Consider the following 15,552-nt stretch of genomic DNA (forward strand, 5'->3'; position numbering starts at 1 on the left):
ATATTATGTTAGAGAAAACGTTTTATAAGCAATTTTTAAGCAATTCTTTCAACATCCCCGTTACCGTTACCTACTGGGATGGAAAATCCGAAACTTATGGCGAAGGCGCACCACAAGTTAACATCATTTTTAAAGAAGCTGTTCCAATTAAAGAAATTACAAAGAATGCTTCAATCGCACTTGGCGAAGCATATATGGATGGACGTATCGAGATTAAGGGTGATATTCAAGAATTGATTACCGCCGCTTATGAAAATGCAGATAGTTTCATCCATAACAAAAAATTCATTAAATTCTTGCCTAAACAAAAGCATTCAGAAAAGGCAAGTAAGGAAGATGTCCAGAGTCATTATGATGTTGGGAATGACTTCTACCGTTTGTGGTTGGATGACACGATGACCTATTCATGTGCCTACTTCACCAACGGCAACACGGACGATTTGTTCCAAGCACAACAAGACAAGGTGGATCACATTCTCCAAAAGCTTAATCCGAAAGCAGGTAACACACTGCTGGATATTGGGTGTGGCTGGGGTACTTTGATGTTAACCGCTGCCGAAAAGTATGGTTTGAGAGTCACCGGGGTGACGTTGAGCCAAGAACAATTTGACTATGTCACTCAACAGATTAAAGACAAAGGTCTCGAGCATATTGCTGAAGTGAAGTTGCTTGATTATCGTGAACTTGGCGATCGTCAATGGGACTATGTGACTTCAGTTGGGATGTTTGAACATGTCGGCGAAGAAAACCTTGGCGAATATTTCAAGGACGTTAATCGTTACTTGACTGATGATGGCGTGGCATTAATTCACGGTATTACTCGTCAACAAGGTGGAGCTTACAATGGTTGGATTAATAAGTATATCTTCCCAGGTGGTTATGTACCTGGTTTGACTGAAAATATCCAACATATTGTTGATGCTGGCATGCAAATCTCAGATATGGAACCCCTCCGTCGTCATTATCAACGGACACTTGAAATCTGGGATGATAACTTCAACGCCAAACGTCAAGCTATTGAAAAGATGCAAGGAATTAACTTTACTCGCATGTGGGATCTTTATCTCAATGCCTGTGCTGCATCCTTTGAATCTGGTAACATCGATGTCATTCAATTCTTGATGACTAAAGGCCCTTCTGGCCGTGTATTACCTATTACAAGAGATTATATGTATGAAGCTCAGAGTGAGACAGTTCACGAATAGCTTTTAAGCACTAATAGATATAGGACATTATCCGCACTTGGGATAGTGTCCTATATTAATTAGGCGCAGAAAGTTGTGAACTGGAACACGATTAAAGAGAGTGAGAAAATCTACGCTTAAATCGTGAGTTTTTAACTATAATATTTCTAATGCCTGTACTTTAGGTATTAGAAATATTTTGTTAAGTGAACGATTTGTGGATTTGAACACGATTATAAAGAGAGTGTTAAACAAACCGTTTAATCCATAAATAATACAAAATCAGCTATGATTGTAGTTCAATCATAGCTGATTTTTATTTTGCTAGCATAGTGATTAGAAACGAAAGCTTTGCAAGTTATCTCTCTAATCACATTACGATAACTATTATTTAACCCTCTATATAACAAAATGACTGCGGTGCACATTTTAGATTAAAAGCACCCAGTTCAAGTGGCTTTTCATAAGATTTAAACTCTGAAAAAGCAATTGCAAAACCTCTTTTACGATTACTAAAATAATCGTAAAAGAAATTTTGAGTTGTACCAGAAAATTTTTTTGTTCTTTGCCAAATATTAGAAGGGTTATCGTCGATGATTCGATCAATTTTAAACTCACCAACAACTTTACCGTATGGCTTAGTCGCATAGACAACAACGTCAGTGACATCTGCGCGTTTGAAAATACTTTTCCTATATTCAAATTTTTTGTTTCCTAAAACCATTTCATTAACAAATTCAGGTTTAATTGATAATAAAACTTTCATTGATTTCACCCTTTCTTACATTATTTCAAATTTAAATGACCATTTATTTAACCAGTAATTCACTTTAAAACATGTAACTCAAGTCTTCAATCAATCCGACAAAATAAAGTTCATAAAGATATCTTTAAACTTTCACCTATACAACATAGTCAAATCACTTTCCAAAAGTTTCCCTACTTCGTACGATAATTCCGTCTGCGATAATTCTTCTGGATGGTTAATTTGATACACGTACACATTAATAATGCCACTGGTGATGTACTTCAAGGTAGCAATTTTATGGTGATGAATGTGCATGACCTCTGCTAACGTGGCAAATAACATTGATTCTAATTTATTAACCAATGCATCTTGGCGGTGATTTAGACAAATAATTTGAAACTGCGATTGGTAGTCTGAAAAGATCTGATTAAAGATACCTAATAAAGTTTCCGCATCAACTGGCTGATGACTCAGCTGTGACTCAATTTGAGTAGAAAAGTCCTGCAAATAATCATCGAAAATTTCCATGATATTGTCGTAGTGCAAATAAAACGTACGACGACCGATATCGGCACGTTCACACAATTCGGTCACAGAAATGTCTGCTAAACTTTTTTGGTCCAATAATTCAAATAACGCTTCTTGTAATCCGCGTTTTGTTTTTGCCACTCGTCGATCCATCTTATCCACCTTCTTCACTTTTGAGAATTAATGCACACTTTTATGTAAATCGTGATTTTTATGGTACTCCTATTGAGTTTATATTATACACATTAATTAGGAGGTAGCAATTATGTATACAATTTCTGAAGTGATGAAAATTATTTACGCTCATCAAAATTCAGTCGTTTTCATGGCATTATTAACTTATTTATTTGGCTTTTTACAATACGGTACCAGTATGGCAATGCAAGTGAAGGATAAAGAATCACCCTTTTACTTTTGGATGCACGCCTGGTACTTTGGCCATGATTTGACCTTTTCATTGTTATTCCATCAATGGTTTGTCACGATTCACTGGTGGTTGTTTGAAGTATTATGGTTTGGTTGTGTAATTTTTGTCGGTATTGAATTATTCTCACTTTTCATGTCTGTTAAATATGAACGCAATATTATTTGGAAGAAATATCTTCACCGAGACGTAAGCGAACGGACTGGTTGGATTATGGGGATTTTCGGTTATCTAACAGGTTTCGCGATGTTTTGGCTATTACGCTTAGGACTAGGTGACCACATCTGTTTGATTTTGATGATGTCAACTAATACTATCCTGGCGATGGCTGTTTCATGGAAGCTACAAGAAATGGGCGACCGTCGCTTCGGTACCATTGCTTTAGGTTGGTTTACACTTTTTGGTACTATCTTTACTTTCTTACCAAAAGGATATGGCTTCTTCGCAACCGCCATTACCGTCTTAGATCATACTTGGTTCTCACTCCTGGGAATCATCTGCATTATTTACGCACTGAGATATTTATGGATTGCCTACCGTTATCCAGTTAACTCACTTGCCAAAAATTAATCATTAACATAAATGCATCTGACCGTTAAAAGTCAGATGCATTTTTTCTCTTCCAAGTCCTTCATATTTGCTCCCTTCCCGGTTATTTGGTTAAATTGTAACGTAGTTCATCGATAAATTTGATCAAAACGACTCATTTTTTTGAATCAAAGTCTTAACGAAAATCAATAATAAGTCTGTGATAATATACACAATATTTAGTTGTGTATTTACAACTCCATTTTAATTGGCAGCGTTTACATCTTTTTCATTTGGTTGGTTGCCGAAACAAACTAAATGAGTTATACTATCTTTTGAAAGCGGTTACCAATGTGAACCGTGTCTCAATCTTATTATTTTGGATCGTATCAAGGAAGGGGAACACTTATGACAAATACTGGGAGACATATGTCTACTAAGTTTATTTATTTCTTTGGCGCTTTAGGTGGCTTACTGTTCGGTTATGATACAGGGGTTATCTCAGGTGCTATGCTCTTCATCAACAAGGAATTGAATATCGCTGCAGGTTCTTTCGCAAACGGTTTCATTACTGCATCAGTTCTATTAGGAGCTATTCTGGGTGCTGCAATTATTGGACCACTGTCAGATCGACTTGGTCGTAAAAAGCTACTATTGACTGCTGCCGTTATTTTCTTCGTTGGAGCAATGGGTTCAGGCTTTGCGCCAGAATACTACGTCTTAGTTAGTTCACGAATTTTGTTAGGGGTTGCCGTTGGGGCTGCTTCAGCCTTGATTCCAACTTACTTGGCAGAACTTGCACCTGCTGAAAAGCGTGGTGGAATTGGAACGTTATTCCAATTAATGATTATGACTGGTATCTTCTTAGCTTACGTTTCTAACGAATGGCTTTCACCACAAGGGATGTTTGGTTTATCATCAGCTGTTGGTTGGAGATGGATGTTAGGTTTAGCTGCGGTTCCTGCTGCTATTTTGTTCTTTGGTGGACTGTTCTTACCAGAATCACCACGTTTCTTGGTTAAAAAAGGCCAAGTGGATGAAGCACACAAAGTGTTACTCCAAATCAACCCTAATGAAAAAGCGGTTGAAGAAGAATTACATGATATCAAACTACAAGCTCAAATTCCTTCAGGCGGTTTCAAGGAATTATTCGGACACATGTCACGGCCAGTCTTGATTATGGCAATCGGATTAGCAATTTTCCAACAAGTCATGGGTTGTAATACTGTTTTGTACTACGCACCAACAATCTTTATTTCAGCTGGCTTTAGCGAACATTTCGCCCTTCAATCACATATCATCATTGGTATCTTTAACGTGGTTGTGACGGCTATCGCTGTGATGATCATGGATAAAATTGATCGTAAAAAGATGTTAACTTTCGGTGCCATCGGAATGGGTGTTTCACTCTTCGTCATGTCAGCTGCAATGTTAGTTCTTAAAGCCGGTGGTGGTAACTTAGGTTCATGGATTTGTGTTATTGCTTTAACTCTTTACATCGCCTTCTTCTCAGCAACATGGGGTCCTGTAATGTGGGTTATGATTGGTGAAGCCTTCCCACTTAACATTCGTGGTTTAGGTAACTCATTCGGCGCCGTGGTTAACTGGACAGCTAACTTCGCCGTTTCACAATCATTCCCAATGTTATTAATTGCCTTCACACCTGCTCATGCAGCTAACGCTGAAGGTCAAGGGATTGCTAAATTGTTCCTTATCTATGGTGCACTCTGTTTCGCCGCTATCTGGTTCATTGCCAAATACACGATTGAAACTCGTAACCGTAGTCTTGAATCAATTGAAGCTGATCTTCGTTCTCAAGCACATGCTAAAGGCTATACTGAAGAAGGAGAACCTACTTCAACTAAACCTTTATCAAATTAATTATCTTAAAGCACAGTCGCAATTTTGGCTGTGTTTTTTTGTTGCAATAAAAATGGTTCTTTGTCAAGAAGTACTGATGACCTAGAATTTCACAATCATTAACATCAAGCTGCTAGTTTCTCCGTTGTCGGGGAATTAGCAGTTTTTTGTTGTTTTGTGAGAGATATGAAATTTTTAGAATAGAAACTATTTTTAAATGCAATTAGAATTCGAATCTTGAAGTGATAGAAGTTTCTAAACCCGTACGCAGTACGCTTTATTACTTTAATTTTGTTGTTACATCCTTCTACAGGACCTGTTGAGAAATGACAGTATTTTGTTTTAAAACTGTTTATAATCTCTTCGAAATGTTTTCGTAGAGTCTTGATGGCAGCATCCATTTCCTGTGGGAGAATTGCCGAATTTTTATCATCTTCTGGCCACAATAAGGTTTTCAACCGTTCTGAACTTTGATTATGAATTATGAAAATGAGATCTTGGTAGAAGTTATAAGCAGCACGCAATTCTTCGGAAAGCGATAGTAAACGATTAACGACTTCGTCGTCAGTCAATTGTAAATTTTTGAAATTACGACGTTTATATCGATCAGAGCGATTTAAGTCGCTTTCTGATTTCATAATTAGTTTCCAAAATCTGTTAAGTTGGCGATATTCGGGTGACCCGTACTTAAATGATTTCATTACTTTTATTCTAAGCTGATTGAGGCCTTTAAAGGCCTGGACTACCACATGAAAATGGTCAGCAATGATAATTGCATTCGGGAAAACTTTTTGAATAGTACTTCGATAAGGGGAAAATAAGTCGACCGTAACCGTTCGAACAGCAGCACGAGCCGCCGGAGAATATCTTAAAAAGTACTTTTCAAGGGAGTGATCACCTCTGTCAGAAATTACATCTATTGGTTGATGTGTTTCAATATTCATAAGTAAAAGGGAGTATCCGCTTTTAGCAAACTTTCCCGATTTGAAATCATCGAAAGCAATGTTTCGCGATAAATAATGAAAAGATGGTTTGATATAACAAGCTAATCCTAGAATTGACCGGATAACAGTATTTGAGGAGACGTTATTGATTTTCGCAATTGTAGTCATACTCATGTTTTCTTCAATTTGCATAGCGATAATTTGTTTTACGTCACGAAAAAGATGGTCTCCTTTTCTTACATCACTCAATTCAGCAAGCTCAGTATTTTTACAGCATTTACAAATGTATTTTTGCTTTTTAATTTTAAAGAAAATCAGACTTGTACCATTTTGGGCAGATTGATACATGACACTTTTGTACCCGTTTCGACTCATGACGGTTGAACATTTAGGACAAGTCATTTCGTATGTGAGCACGCAGTGCCACACGTTAGCCTCACCTTTGTCAGTCATTTCTCTAGACATAGGTTGAGATTTATATTTAGGGTCGGGATCAAATTCTAAACGAGTATCTGTGATATTGAGAGCTAATCTGGTATTATTATCCATGGGAGATAGTTCCTTTCGTTAGATAGGGGTCAGGCTATCTTCTATTTTTGTACAATTTTACTTGATAATAGAAAATGGCACCAGTAGAAATTCACAAAGTGAATCTCTATCAGTACCAAATATTGTAGAACCATAAAAAATAGACAACTAGTATTTGGCTATACTCCTTCTTGGGTAGACAAGCAAATAATTAAAGCTTGTCTTCCTAGAAAGGAGTTTTTGTATGGGCCGAAAAGGTTCTAGATATACGTTAGATGAGAAGCTCTTTTATATTGGTCTGGTCCAAAAGGGCCAGTCTGCTAATTCAATTCATAGACAGTATGGCGTTCATGATTCACAAATCCAGCAATGGTTAGAACGTTACGAGTCAGATGGTGTGGACGGGCTTAAGCGAAAACGAACCAATCGAGTCTACTCTCAAGAATTCAAACTTGAGGTCGTTCAGAAGTATCTTGGAGGTAGTACCTCATATCCCAAGTTAGCCAGAGAATTCGGTATTCCCAATAGTGGTGTCATAGTTCAATGGGTTTCCCTGTATAATGGTGGTAAATTACTTAAATCCGCTAGGAGGGCTGCACCCATGAAGGATGGCCGTAAGACGACGCAAGCTGAACGTATCGAGATTGCACAATGGACTATCGCCAATGAATTGAATTACGTTGAAGCGACAAAGCACTTCGACGTTTCGTATGGACAAGTCTATGCCTGGGTCAAGAAATTCAAGCGAGGTGGTGAATCGTCACTTGCCGATCGGCGTGGTAAAGCCAAGGAAAATAATGACCAACTGACCGAACTTGAGAAGAAGGATCTTGAGATCAAACGCCTTAAGGCGCGACTTGAATACGTCTCAACGGAGGCCGCCGTTCTAAAAAAACTTCAGGAAATAGAAAGAAGGAATGCCGCTCAGACGAGCAATATCAGACCATTCAACAACTCGCACAAGAAATGAATCCAGATTCGGCCAAGCCTTATGGCATTAGCACTGCGTGCCGTGCTCTTGATATTTCGCGTGCCGCATATTACAAGTGGTTGAATCGTAAACCAACGATACATCAATTGGATAATCAGGCGATTCTCGAATATATTATTGAGCTTGAAGAAAATAATCATTACATCTTCGGCGTTAAGCGACTCGTGACCTACATCAACGTCGAAACGCCGTATCATGTCAGTCACGGCCGTGTTCGTCGAATTATGCGCAAAGGTCACATACGGGCCTCTATTCGCGTCGCGAAGCATGATCGCAGAGCCGAGAAGAAAGAGTATCTCCTTGCCAACAAGCTGTACACTGTGGACGCTGGACATGCGTTCCATCCAGTCAGGCCTAATTTAGTCATGGTCACCGATTGTTCAGAGTTAACCTATGGAATCAAGAACGAGAAGAAGCTTCGACTCAGTGCCGTAAAAGATCTGTATGATCATAGCATTATTGCCTGGCGCGTCGCGCCAACTGAGACTGCACAACTAGTGACAGATACCATCAAATTGGCCCTTAAGAACAATAATGGCATTAAGCCCAAGACGATGCATAGTGATCAAGGATCGGCGTACACAGGTGGCGAGTACAATACATTTTTGGCTGGAGAAGGCATTATTCATAGTATGTCTCGCCCAGGCACTCCAGGGGATAACAGCCCGATGGAAAGCTTCTGGAGTCATCTGAAAACCGAACGCTTTGCATTTGAACAAGCTTTATCTGAAGTTGAGATGATGAAACAGATTGAAGACGCCATTCACTGGTATAACTATGAACGACGCCAAGAAACACTAAACGGCATGACGCCGATGGAATATCGGAATCATGCCGTAAAAGAAATTGCATAGGAACTTTAATTATTTGACCTGTCTACTTGACACGGACCAGCGCCATTTTAACTAGCTGTCTACTTTTATTTAACACTCATCTTCGACCAGATATTAATTCTTGTAGTAAAGGCCTAATTGCATTAGTAGAAAATAAATTGAACTGCTATGTTCCCACGGATTTTGTTTAATTTTGTCCCAACTCTGCTTATTATTCGTTGCATTCGCCGGTACTAATTTTTGAAAGAAAACTTTTGCCGTTTCAAACGGTGTTTCATCACTGGCAATTCGTTTTGAAAATGCTCTGACAATTTGCTTTTTCTCATCTTCCGCGTCCATTCCTCTTAAAATCTTATTTACTAAAACATGTTCTAATGTAATATTATTAAAATAAATTTGTACGGGTATGTCAATCCGTGTCGATGTGCCTGCGTGTTCTCTCATTTTGATTGTAAAATCGTTAGACTGTAGTTCGTTAACCCTACTTTGTTTCTTGACCCACTTAGCTTGCACATTTTCCATTTTTTCTTTTGATCCAAATACAACTTGTTCACTTGAACTATCATATTGAAAATAGTCATCGTCCCGTTTGTCTTCACAAGATACATCACTTTCCTTGATATAAATACCATCAACATCAAGAATATAGCCAACAAAAGCAATTTGTTTTGCAGGTATTTTGGTTCTTGTAATGAAGCTACTAATAACCGCACTTACCACCGCTTTTCCCTTTGCTGACGAATTGCTTGTAAATGCATCTCCACGAACTAGTTCAAATTGAATAGATGTACTACCTGCATTCATTTCTCTGATAATCGATGACAAAACACGTTCATCACTGGAACCCTCAACAATTAACAAAACAACTTTTTTCTCTGTCATAAATACCACCTATAGTCCAAATGAGTAATCATGATAGGGATTAATCGCAGCTTGTTCTTCGTCATCTAAATCAGCATCTTCGAACGCAAATTTAATGCTGGAAGTATCCGTATTTTCATACAAACTTCTCTCAGATTCATTCAAAAGAATTTCACGTAAGTATAAATTACGTAAATTATTGGAATCACGAGTTCCCTTAATTTGCACGTATCGATTATTTTCGTCGTTAGTAGAAAAGTAAATTTTTGATTCTGGTAACGTTTCAAGAACTCTTAAATTATGAGAAGTAAAGATTAACTGCCCTCTAGCACCATCTGACATAACTTGTACGAGTTCACCTAATAGATATTCAAATATGCCAGAGTCTAATTCATCAATGAAAACAATCTGATTTGGATTATTATAAACTTCCATCAACAGTGCCAATATTGAAATCAATTTTTGCACACCTAGTGACTCTGCTCTTAAAGGAATTATCTTCCCCTGACGATTAGTCAGAATTTCAACTCTAAATTCTTTACCTTCACCATCTGCAGTCGTTTGTTCGTATAATTTAGTCAGCAAAGTCATACCTGGTACAATTTGCTCAATAACATTGCTGATCTTTGCAAATACGTTCTTAATCAACATCGCTTCTGGTTCTTTGTAATGAAGCCCACCTTTTTCTGAACCCTCGTACTTTTGTAACGACACTGGTAATGTACCAGTTGATTTCGCATGTTTATCATTCATCACAAAAGACAATGGCAAAAAATTACCCGTTGCAAGGTATCCATTCATAACTTCCGTATGAATGTTAAGTTGCAAGGCAACACGCTGTATTAGCGTCACAGCTTGCCTAAGATCACTATATTTTTTGACGCCTTCATTTCTTTTTAACCATTCATGAAATACATTACCAAAGACAAATGATTTTCTATCTTTAGCTGTGGCTATTATTGGTATTTCAAGGGTACTAAAATTGCCCTTTTCGGGTTCAATCTTTGTTTCATTATTAGCGACATCATATTCAAATGAGAAAACATCTTTCTTGTACGTATGATTTGGTAGTTTTGAAGTTCTTAGCTTCTCACCAGTGACTAATGCTTGGCCATCTACTAACTCTAATCGAACTACATATTCAAATGCCTTACCATCATTTTCAAATAAAATAGAAATAACTGATGGGTCAGCATTCAAATAATCGATGACATCTTCTTTCATCATACGTCCTGTGACTAAGTCATGATAAATGCCAACTGCATCAATTAAAGTAGTTTTCCCTGATCCATTTTGTCCGTAAATTCCAACCACATTTAAATATTTATCTTTACTTTTAAAATTCATTTCGCCATGAACAACATTCTTCAAATTATCAATAATTATCCTAGACAATTTTGTCATGATTATAACTCCCCTTCAATCACGTTGTTTCTATATTCTAACTTACAACGTCGAAAAATGCCATTATTATGTATAAAAAATACAAAAAAGATGGTTTTTCGCTATTCATAAACCAAAAAAACAATAAAAAAGCACGATCCACATCACTGCGAATCGTGCTTAATATCTATAACGGAGAAGGAGAGATTCGAACTCTCGCACGGTTTGACCCGTCTACACCCTTAGCAGGGGCGCCTCTTCAGCCACTTGAGTACTTCCCCAAAATAACCATAATACTTCTCATTATTACCATCAAAACGTAATTGGTAAAGCGGGTGACGAGAATCGAACTCGCGACAATAGCTTGGAAGGCTATGGTTTTACCACTGAACTACACCCGCAAACTTAAAACGTTTGCATGACATCAATCATATAATACTTTCGTGAAATGGTCAAAGTAATTTAACATCACGATTCCTACATGAGGAATGTGATTAGGGCCACCGCAACAAGTCCGGCAATAACAGACAACGCCATTGAGCGCGTCATGTACGTGATAATAATGACAATCACGGCGGCAATAATCTGGTTAACGTGACCAAATAAGTGAAATGAGTACGAGGCGGTATCAATGAATATACCCTTAACAACCAGCGCGGTAAATAAACTGACTGGCACGTACTTCATCCATTCGTTGAACCATTCTGGAATTTCGCGTTTAGTAAAGAATCGCATAGGAAAGTACCGCGGAATAAAGGCGGCAATTGCGGCTAAGAAGATTAGCAACAAGTGATCCCAGCTATCCATTGTGCTGGTCACCGACTGAGCGACAACCGGTGCATTGAGTAATAAATTATTCATGAGGGCCCCCGTCAGCTTTCATTCTTATCTTCGATTGTCTTGCGCGTCATGGCAGGACCACGAACCTTACCAAACATCCAGCGTTCGGCTTTAGTCCCGGTATGACGTAAGCGAGATTCAATGAAGAAACCAACGAATGAGGCAAGCAGTGTTGAGATAATAATCCCGATGGTACTCTTAGTCGCTACTAAACAAACAGCAGCTAACACTGCGGACAATAGGCCGATGATTAGAGTCAGACGGTTACGGACTTGCATCACAATCATGTATAAGAACAAGGCAGTTAATGCAAAGTCAACAATTTCTAAGTTAATTGAAATGGCGCTTCCGACCAAACTACCAACCAAGTTAGCCACTGCCCAGGAAATCAATGAATAATGTTCCACCATCAATGCCTGACGTGGTGTCCAGTTTTTGTCGGTGGCAAATTTTAAATAGTTAATTGCATAGTTTTCATCGTTTAATGATACCGAAAATAGCCATATAAATCGTTGTGGCTGATTTTTCATGTATTTAGATAGACTTGACCCTAACAAAGCATAACGTAACTCTAAGAAGAATAACGTCACGACAATTGATAGCATTGGTGCATTGATAGTAAGTAATGATGCAATTAAAAATTGAGCACCACCCGAAAAAACCACAATTGACACTAAAAAAGTCATAATGAAATTAAAGCCAGCCGCATGGAGTAAAATCCCACACGCTAGGCCTATTGGAAGATAACTAAGACACAATGGCATTGAAATTTTCAATACCGCCAACCAATTTGGTTCTTCTCTTTTCAAGAATGTTCCCCCACTGAGGTCTGTTTTAAGCGACATTAATCAAATTCTTTGAAACACAATCAACACTCATTTTATCACGTTTTTTTTAATGTGAATAGACGTGATTATACCGGGCTTTACCTGTGTATATTTGAACAAAACCAATTCACGAACGAACCGGATAATCCCACAATATTATCGGTATAAAACCGGATAATCACGAACTATCGAGTGCGATTAATTAAGAGAGTCCGTTAATTACCAGACTAAATTTATTCATACGGTTGAATTAATCGTTTGGAAACAATCACCTTTGGTGAATTGTTGCAGTTTAATGATCTTTGGAACTGGGATTCAAACTACTGCCATCTACACCTAACTTGGACGCCTAGTATGCTTAACCCGTAGTTTTCGTCAATTTACTTAATCGTGATTCATTCCACTGTTCATTCCGTTTAACAACAAATAGCTTATGGATCTAAACCATCCATTCGCTATTTGTTGTTAATCCTCGTGAACATCCGTGGAATTCATCAACTTGCTTTAATACCCAAACACCGCTCTCCAACCACGGACAAAGATATTAGCTTGAGCATCGGCAGCTTTTGCTTTAAGACTGATTTTAGCACCAGTGCCATCGATGAAGGTCATGTTGTCGCCACTGAGAGAAACTTGACCAACGGTTTGATTCTTTTTAATTGGTGCGGTTAGCTTACCATTCTTATCTTTCAACGCTGACTTATAAAGGAACTTGTGTGACAGGTTTTGGACGCTCGTTCCAGTACTGAGCCATAAGGTCATCTTACCAGTAAACTGAGTTTTCAGTTTTACGGTTTTACCATTTGGTACGGTGACCGTGGTCGCCTTCGCAAATGAGGTCGATGAATCAACCGTAGTAGGAATGTACTTACCAATCACGTAATTAACGAGGTTAGCCGTTTGGGTGTACCGACTCGTATCATTGGCGTGTAAAATCACCGTGATAATACGATGACCCTTGTAAGTCCCGGTACCGACAAACGATTGACCAGCAGCATCGGATGTCCCGGTTTTTAAACCATCCGTCGTGTAATTAGTCATTGCACTCGCATTACCAGGTAACATTTCATTCAGATTATCCATTGTCGTCGTATCAAACATTTCTGACTTAGTGGCAGTAATCTTTAAGACGGCTGGATAATGCTTGATCACATATTGTGAAATCTTAGCTACATCGGTGGCGGACATTTCGTTTTCGACACTATCGGCCATTCCAGGTACCTTTAAAGTATCCAGATCACTATTCTGTAGACCAACAGCATTATAAATTTTAGCATCATCCACGCCAATTGCTTTGGCCTTCGCTTGCATCTTTTTATTGAACGAAGTGACCGTATCACCATTCATCGTACTTAATGCTAACGTCGCACCATCAGCTGACTTGATTAAAGCGGCATGAACTAATTGTTTCACCGTATACTGTTGGCCCTGATTGAGCACAATATTCGATAAGGCGGTATCTGCTGAAACAGCTGCAATTTCTGGACTAATCGTCACTTTGGTATCCCAAGAAATCTTACCCGCTTGAATTTCATCTAAAATCACGGAGACTGCCAATATCTTGGAAATTGAAGCAATTGGTAGCACCTGTTTGGCATTTTTTTCATATAAGATTTGACCAGTCGTCGCATCAATCGCTAGAGCGGCACTAGCGTTAATCTCTGGTTGGGTGTCATCGGCCTGGGCAATGATGGTGCCAAAGCCCGAGCTAAAAATAAGTAAGGCACTAAGAATACTGATGAGCCATTTTTTCATGGGTGTTTTCTCCTAGTAGAAGGGCTCTAGCAAATACATGCTACAGCCCCCGTTAATTGATATTTTAATTTTTTTCTGGTGTGTAATCTAATGGCAAAGTTACCACAAAGCTGGTTTTTTTATCGTTTGACTCGACGCGCACGGCACCGTGATGCATATCGACAATTCCTTGGACAATCGCTAAACCTAGGCCAGTCCCCCCGGTGGCTTTGGAACGAGATTCTTCGACACGGTAGAATCGTTCAAATAAATGTATCTGTGCATCTTCAGGAATCTTGGCACCATCGTTAGTCACACAAACTTCGACTTGTTGATCTTTTTGTTGCGCCGTTAATTTGATGTAACTGGCATTTTGGCCGTACTTCAAGCCATTGGCGATCAAATTGCTAAATAAGCGCCCGAGTTTCTCGGCATCGGCTTCTATCATTAAGTCAGTGGGCTTGGTGTCGGCAGACATGGTAATCCCCTTCTTGCTGGCTTCGAGTTCAAAACTAGCGGCCAGTTGTTCTAACATCTGATCTAAGTTGACACTCATAATGTTAATGGGAGCACTGGTTTGCCGCACCTTGGTGTATTCAAACAAATCTTCCACTAACGATTTCATTTGGGTCGCCTTTTCGTAGGCCGTGTGCGTGTATTTCAGCAAATCTTCTTGACTATGGTATTGTTTATCCTCAATCAAGCCTAAGTAGCCAATAATTGACGTTAATGGTGTTCTCAAGTCATGACTGACATTGGTAATCAATTCATCTTTAGATTGTTCAATCTTGCGTTCATCATCCATCGATTGAATGGCACTATCAACCAGTGAGTTAACACTGGTAATTACTTGTTGTTGACCACCACGGACGCGGAATGGAATCCGGTGATCAAAATGTCCTTGAGCAATATAATGTAATTCACGAATGATATGTTGCAATTGATATTGCGCATACCGACGACGTAACCGCCAAATCAGTACCCAAATATCGATTAGGATTAAAATCCCAATCATCCAGCGTTGATAACTCCAAATTTGGGTGTGATAAGGACCAATTTGCATTGATTGTTTAATAATAAAAATGCCATTTTCTAATCCCGGATTACTTTTAATCGCAAAATCTGCCATTACAATCAACGACACATTCAACAAAAAGAGGAGGATTACAGTACTAATCCCCTCAAATATCAATGAACTTCTTTCTCCAGCTGTTAGTTTCAAGTTACTTCTCCCACTTCTATGTACAATGTTAACCATCTCAGGTTAACACGGTAATGCTAAAAAACTTTAGATTATCTTGCTGTTTTTAAAACGTGTCTCTCACCGCAGACAACTCAC

Annotated in this window: 14 protein-coding genes and 2 tRNA genes; 5 read left to right on the top strand and 11 right to left on the bottom strand. The window is 38.6% G+C overall.

The window, feature by feature from the left end:
* Positions 1 to 5 precede the first annotated feature (5 nt).
* A complete protein-coding gene (locus F0161_RS10055) occupies positions 6 to 1,205 on the top strand; it encodes an SAM-dependent methyltransferase (protein ID WP_150204479.1) in 1,200 nt (399 codons plus the stop codon).
* Between the two features lie 370 nt (positions 1,206 to 1,575).
* On the opposite strand, the gene F0161_RS10060 is transcribed toward F0161_RS10055, so the two are convergent.
* Positions 1,576 to 1,950: a hypothetical protein gene (locus F0161_RS10060; protein ID WP_150204480.1), complete on the bottom strand. Its 375-nt coding sequence runs from the start codon at positions 1,948 to 1,950 to the stop codon at positions 1,576 to 1,578.
* Between the two features lie 132 nt (positions 1,951 to 2,082).
* Entirely contained in the window at positions 2,083 to 2,613 is a 531-nt protein-coding gene (locus F0161_RS10065) for a TetR/AcrR family transcriptional regulator (RefSeq protein ID WP_150204481.1), read from the bottom strand.
* A 112-nt stretch (positions 2,614 to 2,725) separates the two neighbouring features.
* On the opposite strand from F0161_RS10065, the gene F0161_RS10070 reads away from it, so the two are divergent.
* Both F0161_RS10070 and F0161_RS10075 read left to right on the top strand, forming a co-directional pair.
* Complete coding sequence (locus tag F0161_RS10070; protein ID WP_150204482.1) at positions 2,726 to 3,454, top strand: hypothetical protein; 729 nt, start codon at positions 2,726 to 2,728, stop codon at positions 3,452 to 3,454.
* Positions 3,455 to 3,820: 366 nt separating this feature from the next.
* Positions 3,821 to 5,293: a sugar porter family MFS transporter gene (locus tag F0161_RS10075; protein WP_150204483.1), complete on the top strand. Its 1,473-nt coding sequence runs from the start codon at positions 3,821 to 3,823 to the stop codon at positions 5,291 to 5,293.
* Between the two features lie 104 nt (positions 5,294 to 5,397).
* Here F0161_RS10075 and F0161_RS10080 read toward each other — a convergent pair whose 3' ends face one another.
* Complete coding sequence (locus tag F0161_RS10080; protein ID WP_150204484.1) at positions 5,398 to 6,765, bottom strand: ISL3 family transposase; 1,368 nt, start codon at positions 6,763 to 6,765, stop codon at positions 5,398 to 5,400.
* 223 nt (positions 6,766 to 6,988) lie between these two features.
* Here F0161_RS10080 and F0161_RS10085 point away from each other — a divergent pair, with 223 nt between their 5' ends.
* Positions 6,989 to 7,714 carry a helix-turn-helix domain-containing protein gene (locus F0161_RS10085; RefSeq protein WP_150204485.1) on the top strand — a complete coding sequence of 242 codons (726 nt, stop codon included), beginning with the start codon at positions 6,989 to 6,991 and terminating at the stop codon, positions 7,712 to 7,714.
* The gene (locus F0161_RS10090) at positions 7,711 to 8,589 is read left to right on the top strand and encodes an IS3 family transposase (protein WP_263862621.1); all 879 of its coding nucleotides are present in this window, start codon (positions 7,711 to 7,713) and stop codon (positions 8,587 to 8,589) included. The genes F0161_RS10085 and F0161_RS10090 overlap by 4 nt, the downstream gene beginning before the upstream one ends.
* 93 nt (positions 8,590 to 8,682) lie before the next feature.
* Here the strand turns inward: F0161_RS10090 and F0161_RS10095 are convergent, their stop codons facing one another.
* The 8 genes from F0161_RS10095 to F0161_RS10130 all read right to left on the bottom strand — a co-directional run bounded on the left by F0161_RS10095 (position 8,683) and on the right by F0161_RS10130 (position 15,435).
* The gene (locus F0161_RS10095; protein WP_150204487.1) at positions 8,683 to 9,450 is read right to left on the bottom strand and encodes a hypothetical protein; all 768 of its coding nucleotides are present in this window, start codon (positions 9,448 to 9,450) and stop codon (positions 8,683 to 8,685) included.
* Positions 9,451 to 9,459: 9 nt separating this feature from the next.
* Positions 9,460 to 10,833, bottom strand: a complete 1,374-nt coding sequence (locus tag F0161_RS10100) for an AAA family ATPase (protein ID WP_150204488.1) — start codon at positions 10,831 to 10,833, stop codon at positions 9,460 to 9,462.
* 172 nt (positions 10,834 to 11,005) lie between these two features.
* Positions 11,006 to 11,093 (bottom strand) — tRNA-Ser (locus tag F0161_RS10105).
* A 49-nt stretch (positions 11,094 to 11,142) separates the two neighbouring features.
* Positions 11,143 to 11,213: transfer RNA gene (locus F0161_RS10110), tRNA-Gly, on the bottom strand.
* 76 nt (positions 11,214 to 11,289) lie between these two features.
* Complete coding sequence (locus tag F0161_RS10115; protein ID WP_225423256.1) at positions 11,290 to 11,619, bottom strand: AzlD domain-containing protein; 330 nt, start codon at positions 11,617 to 11,619, stop codon at positions 11,290 to 11,292.
* A gap of 65 nt (positions 11,620 to 11,684) precedes the next feature.
* Positions 11,685 to 12,416 (bottom strand): AzlC family ABC transporter permease, encoded by a 732-nt coding sequence (locus tag F0161_RS10120; RefSeq protein WP_225423258.1) that lies wholly within the window; start codon positions 12,414 to 12,416, stop codon positions 11,685 to 11,687.
* Between the two features lie 567 nt (positions 12,417 to 12,983).
* Positions 12,984 to 14,234 carry a serine hydrolase gene (locus tag F0161_RS10125; protein WP_150204491.1) on the bottom strand — a complete coding sequence of 417 codons (1,251 nt, stop codon included), beginning with the start codon at positions 14,232 to 14,234 and terminating at the stop codon, positions 12,984 to 12,986.
* Positions 14,235 to 14,298: 64 nt separating this feature from the next.
* Positions 14,299 to 15,435: a sensor histidine kinase gene (locus F0161_RS10130; protein ID WP_150204492.1), complete on the bottom strand. Its 1,137-nt coding sequence runs from the start codon at positions 15,433 to 15,435 to the stop codon at positions 14,299 to 14,301.
* Between the last annotated feature and the right edge of the window lie 117 nt (positions 15,436 to 15,552).

It is taken from the genome of Paucilactobacillus nenjiangensis, assembly GCF_008632615.1.
Classification (GTDB): Bacteria; Bacillota; Bacilli; order Lactobacillales; family Lactobacillaceae; genus Paucilactobacillus; species Paucilactobacillus nenjiangensis.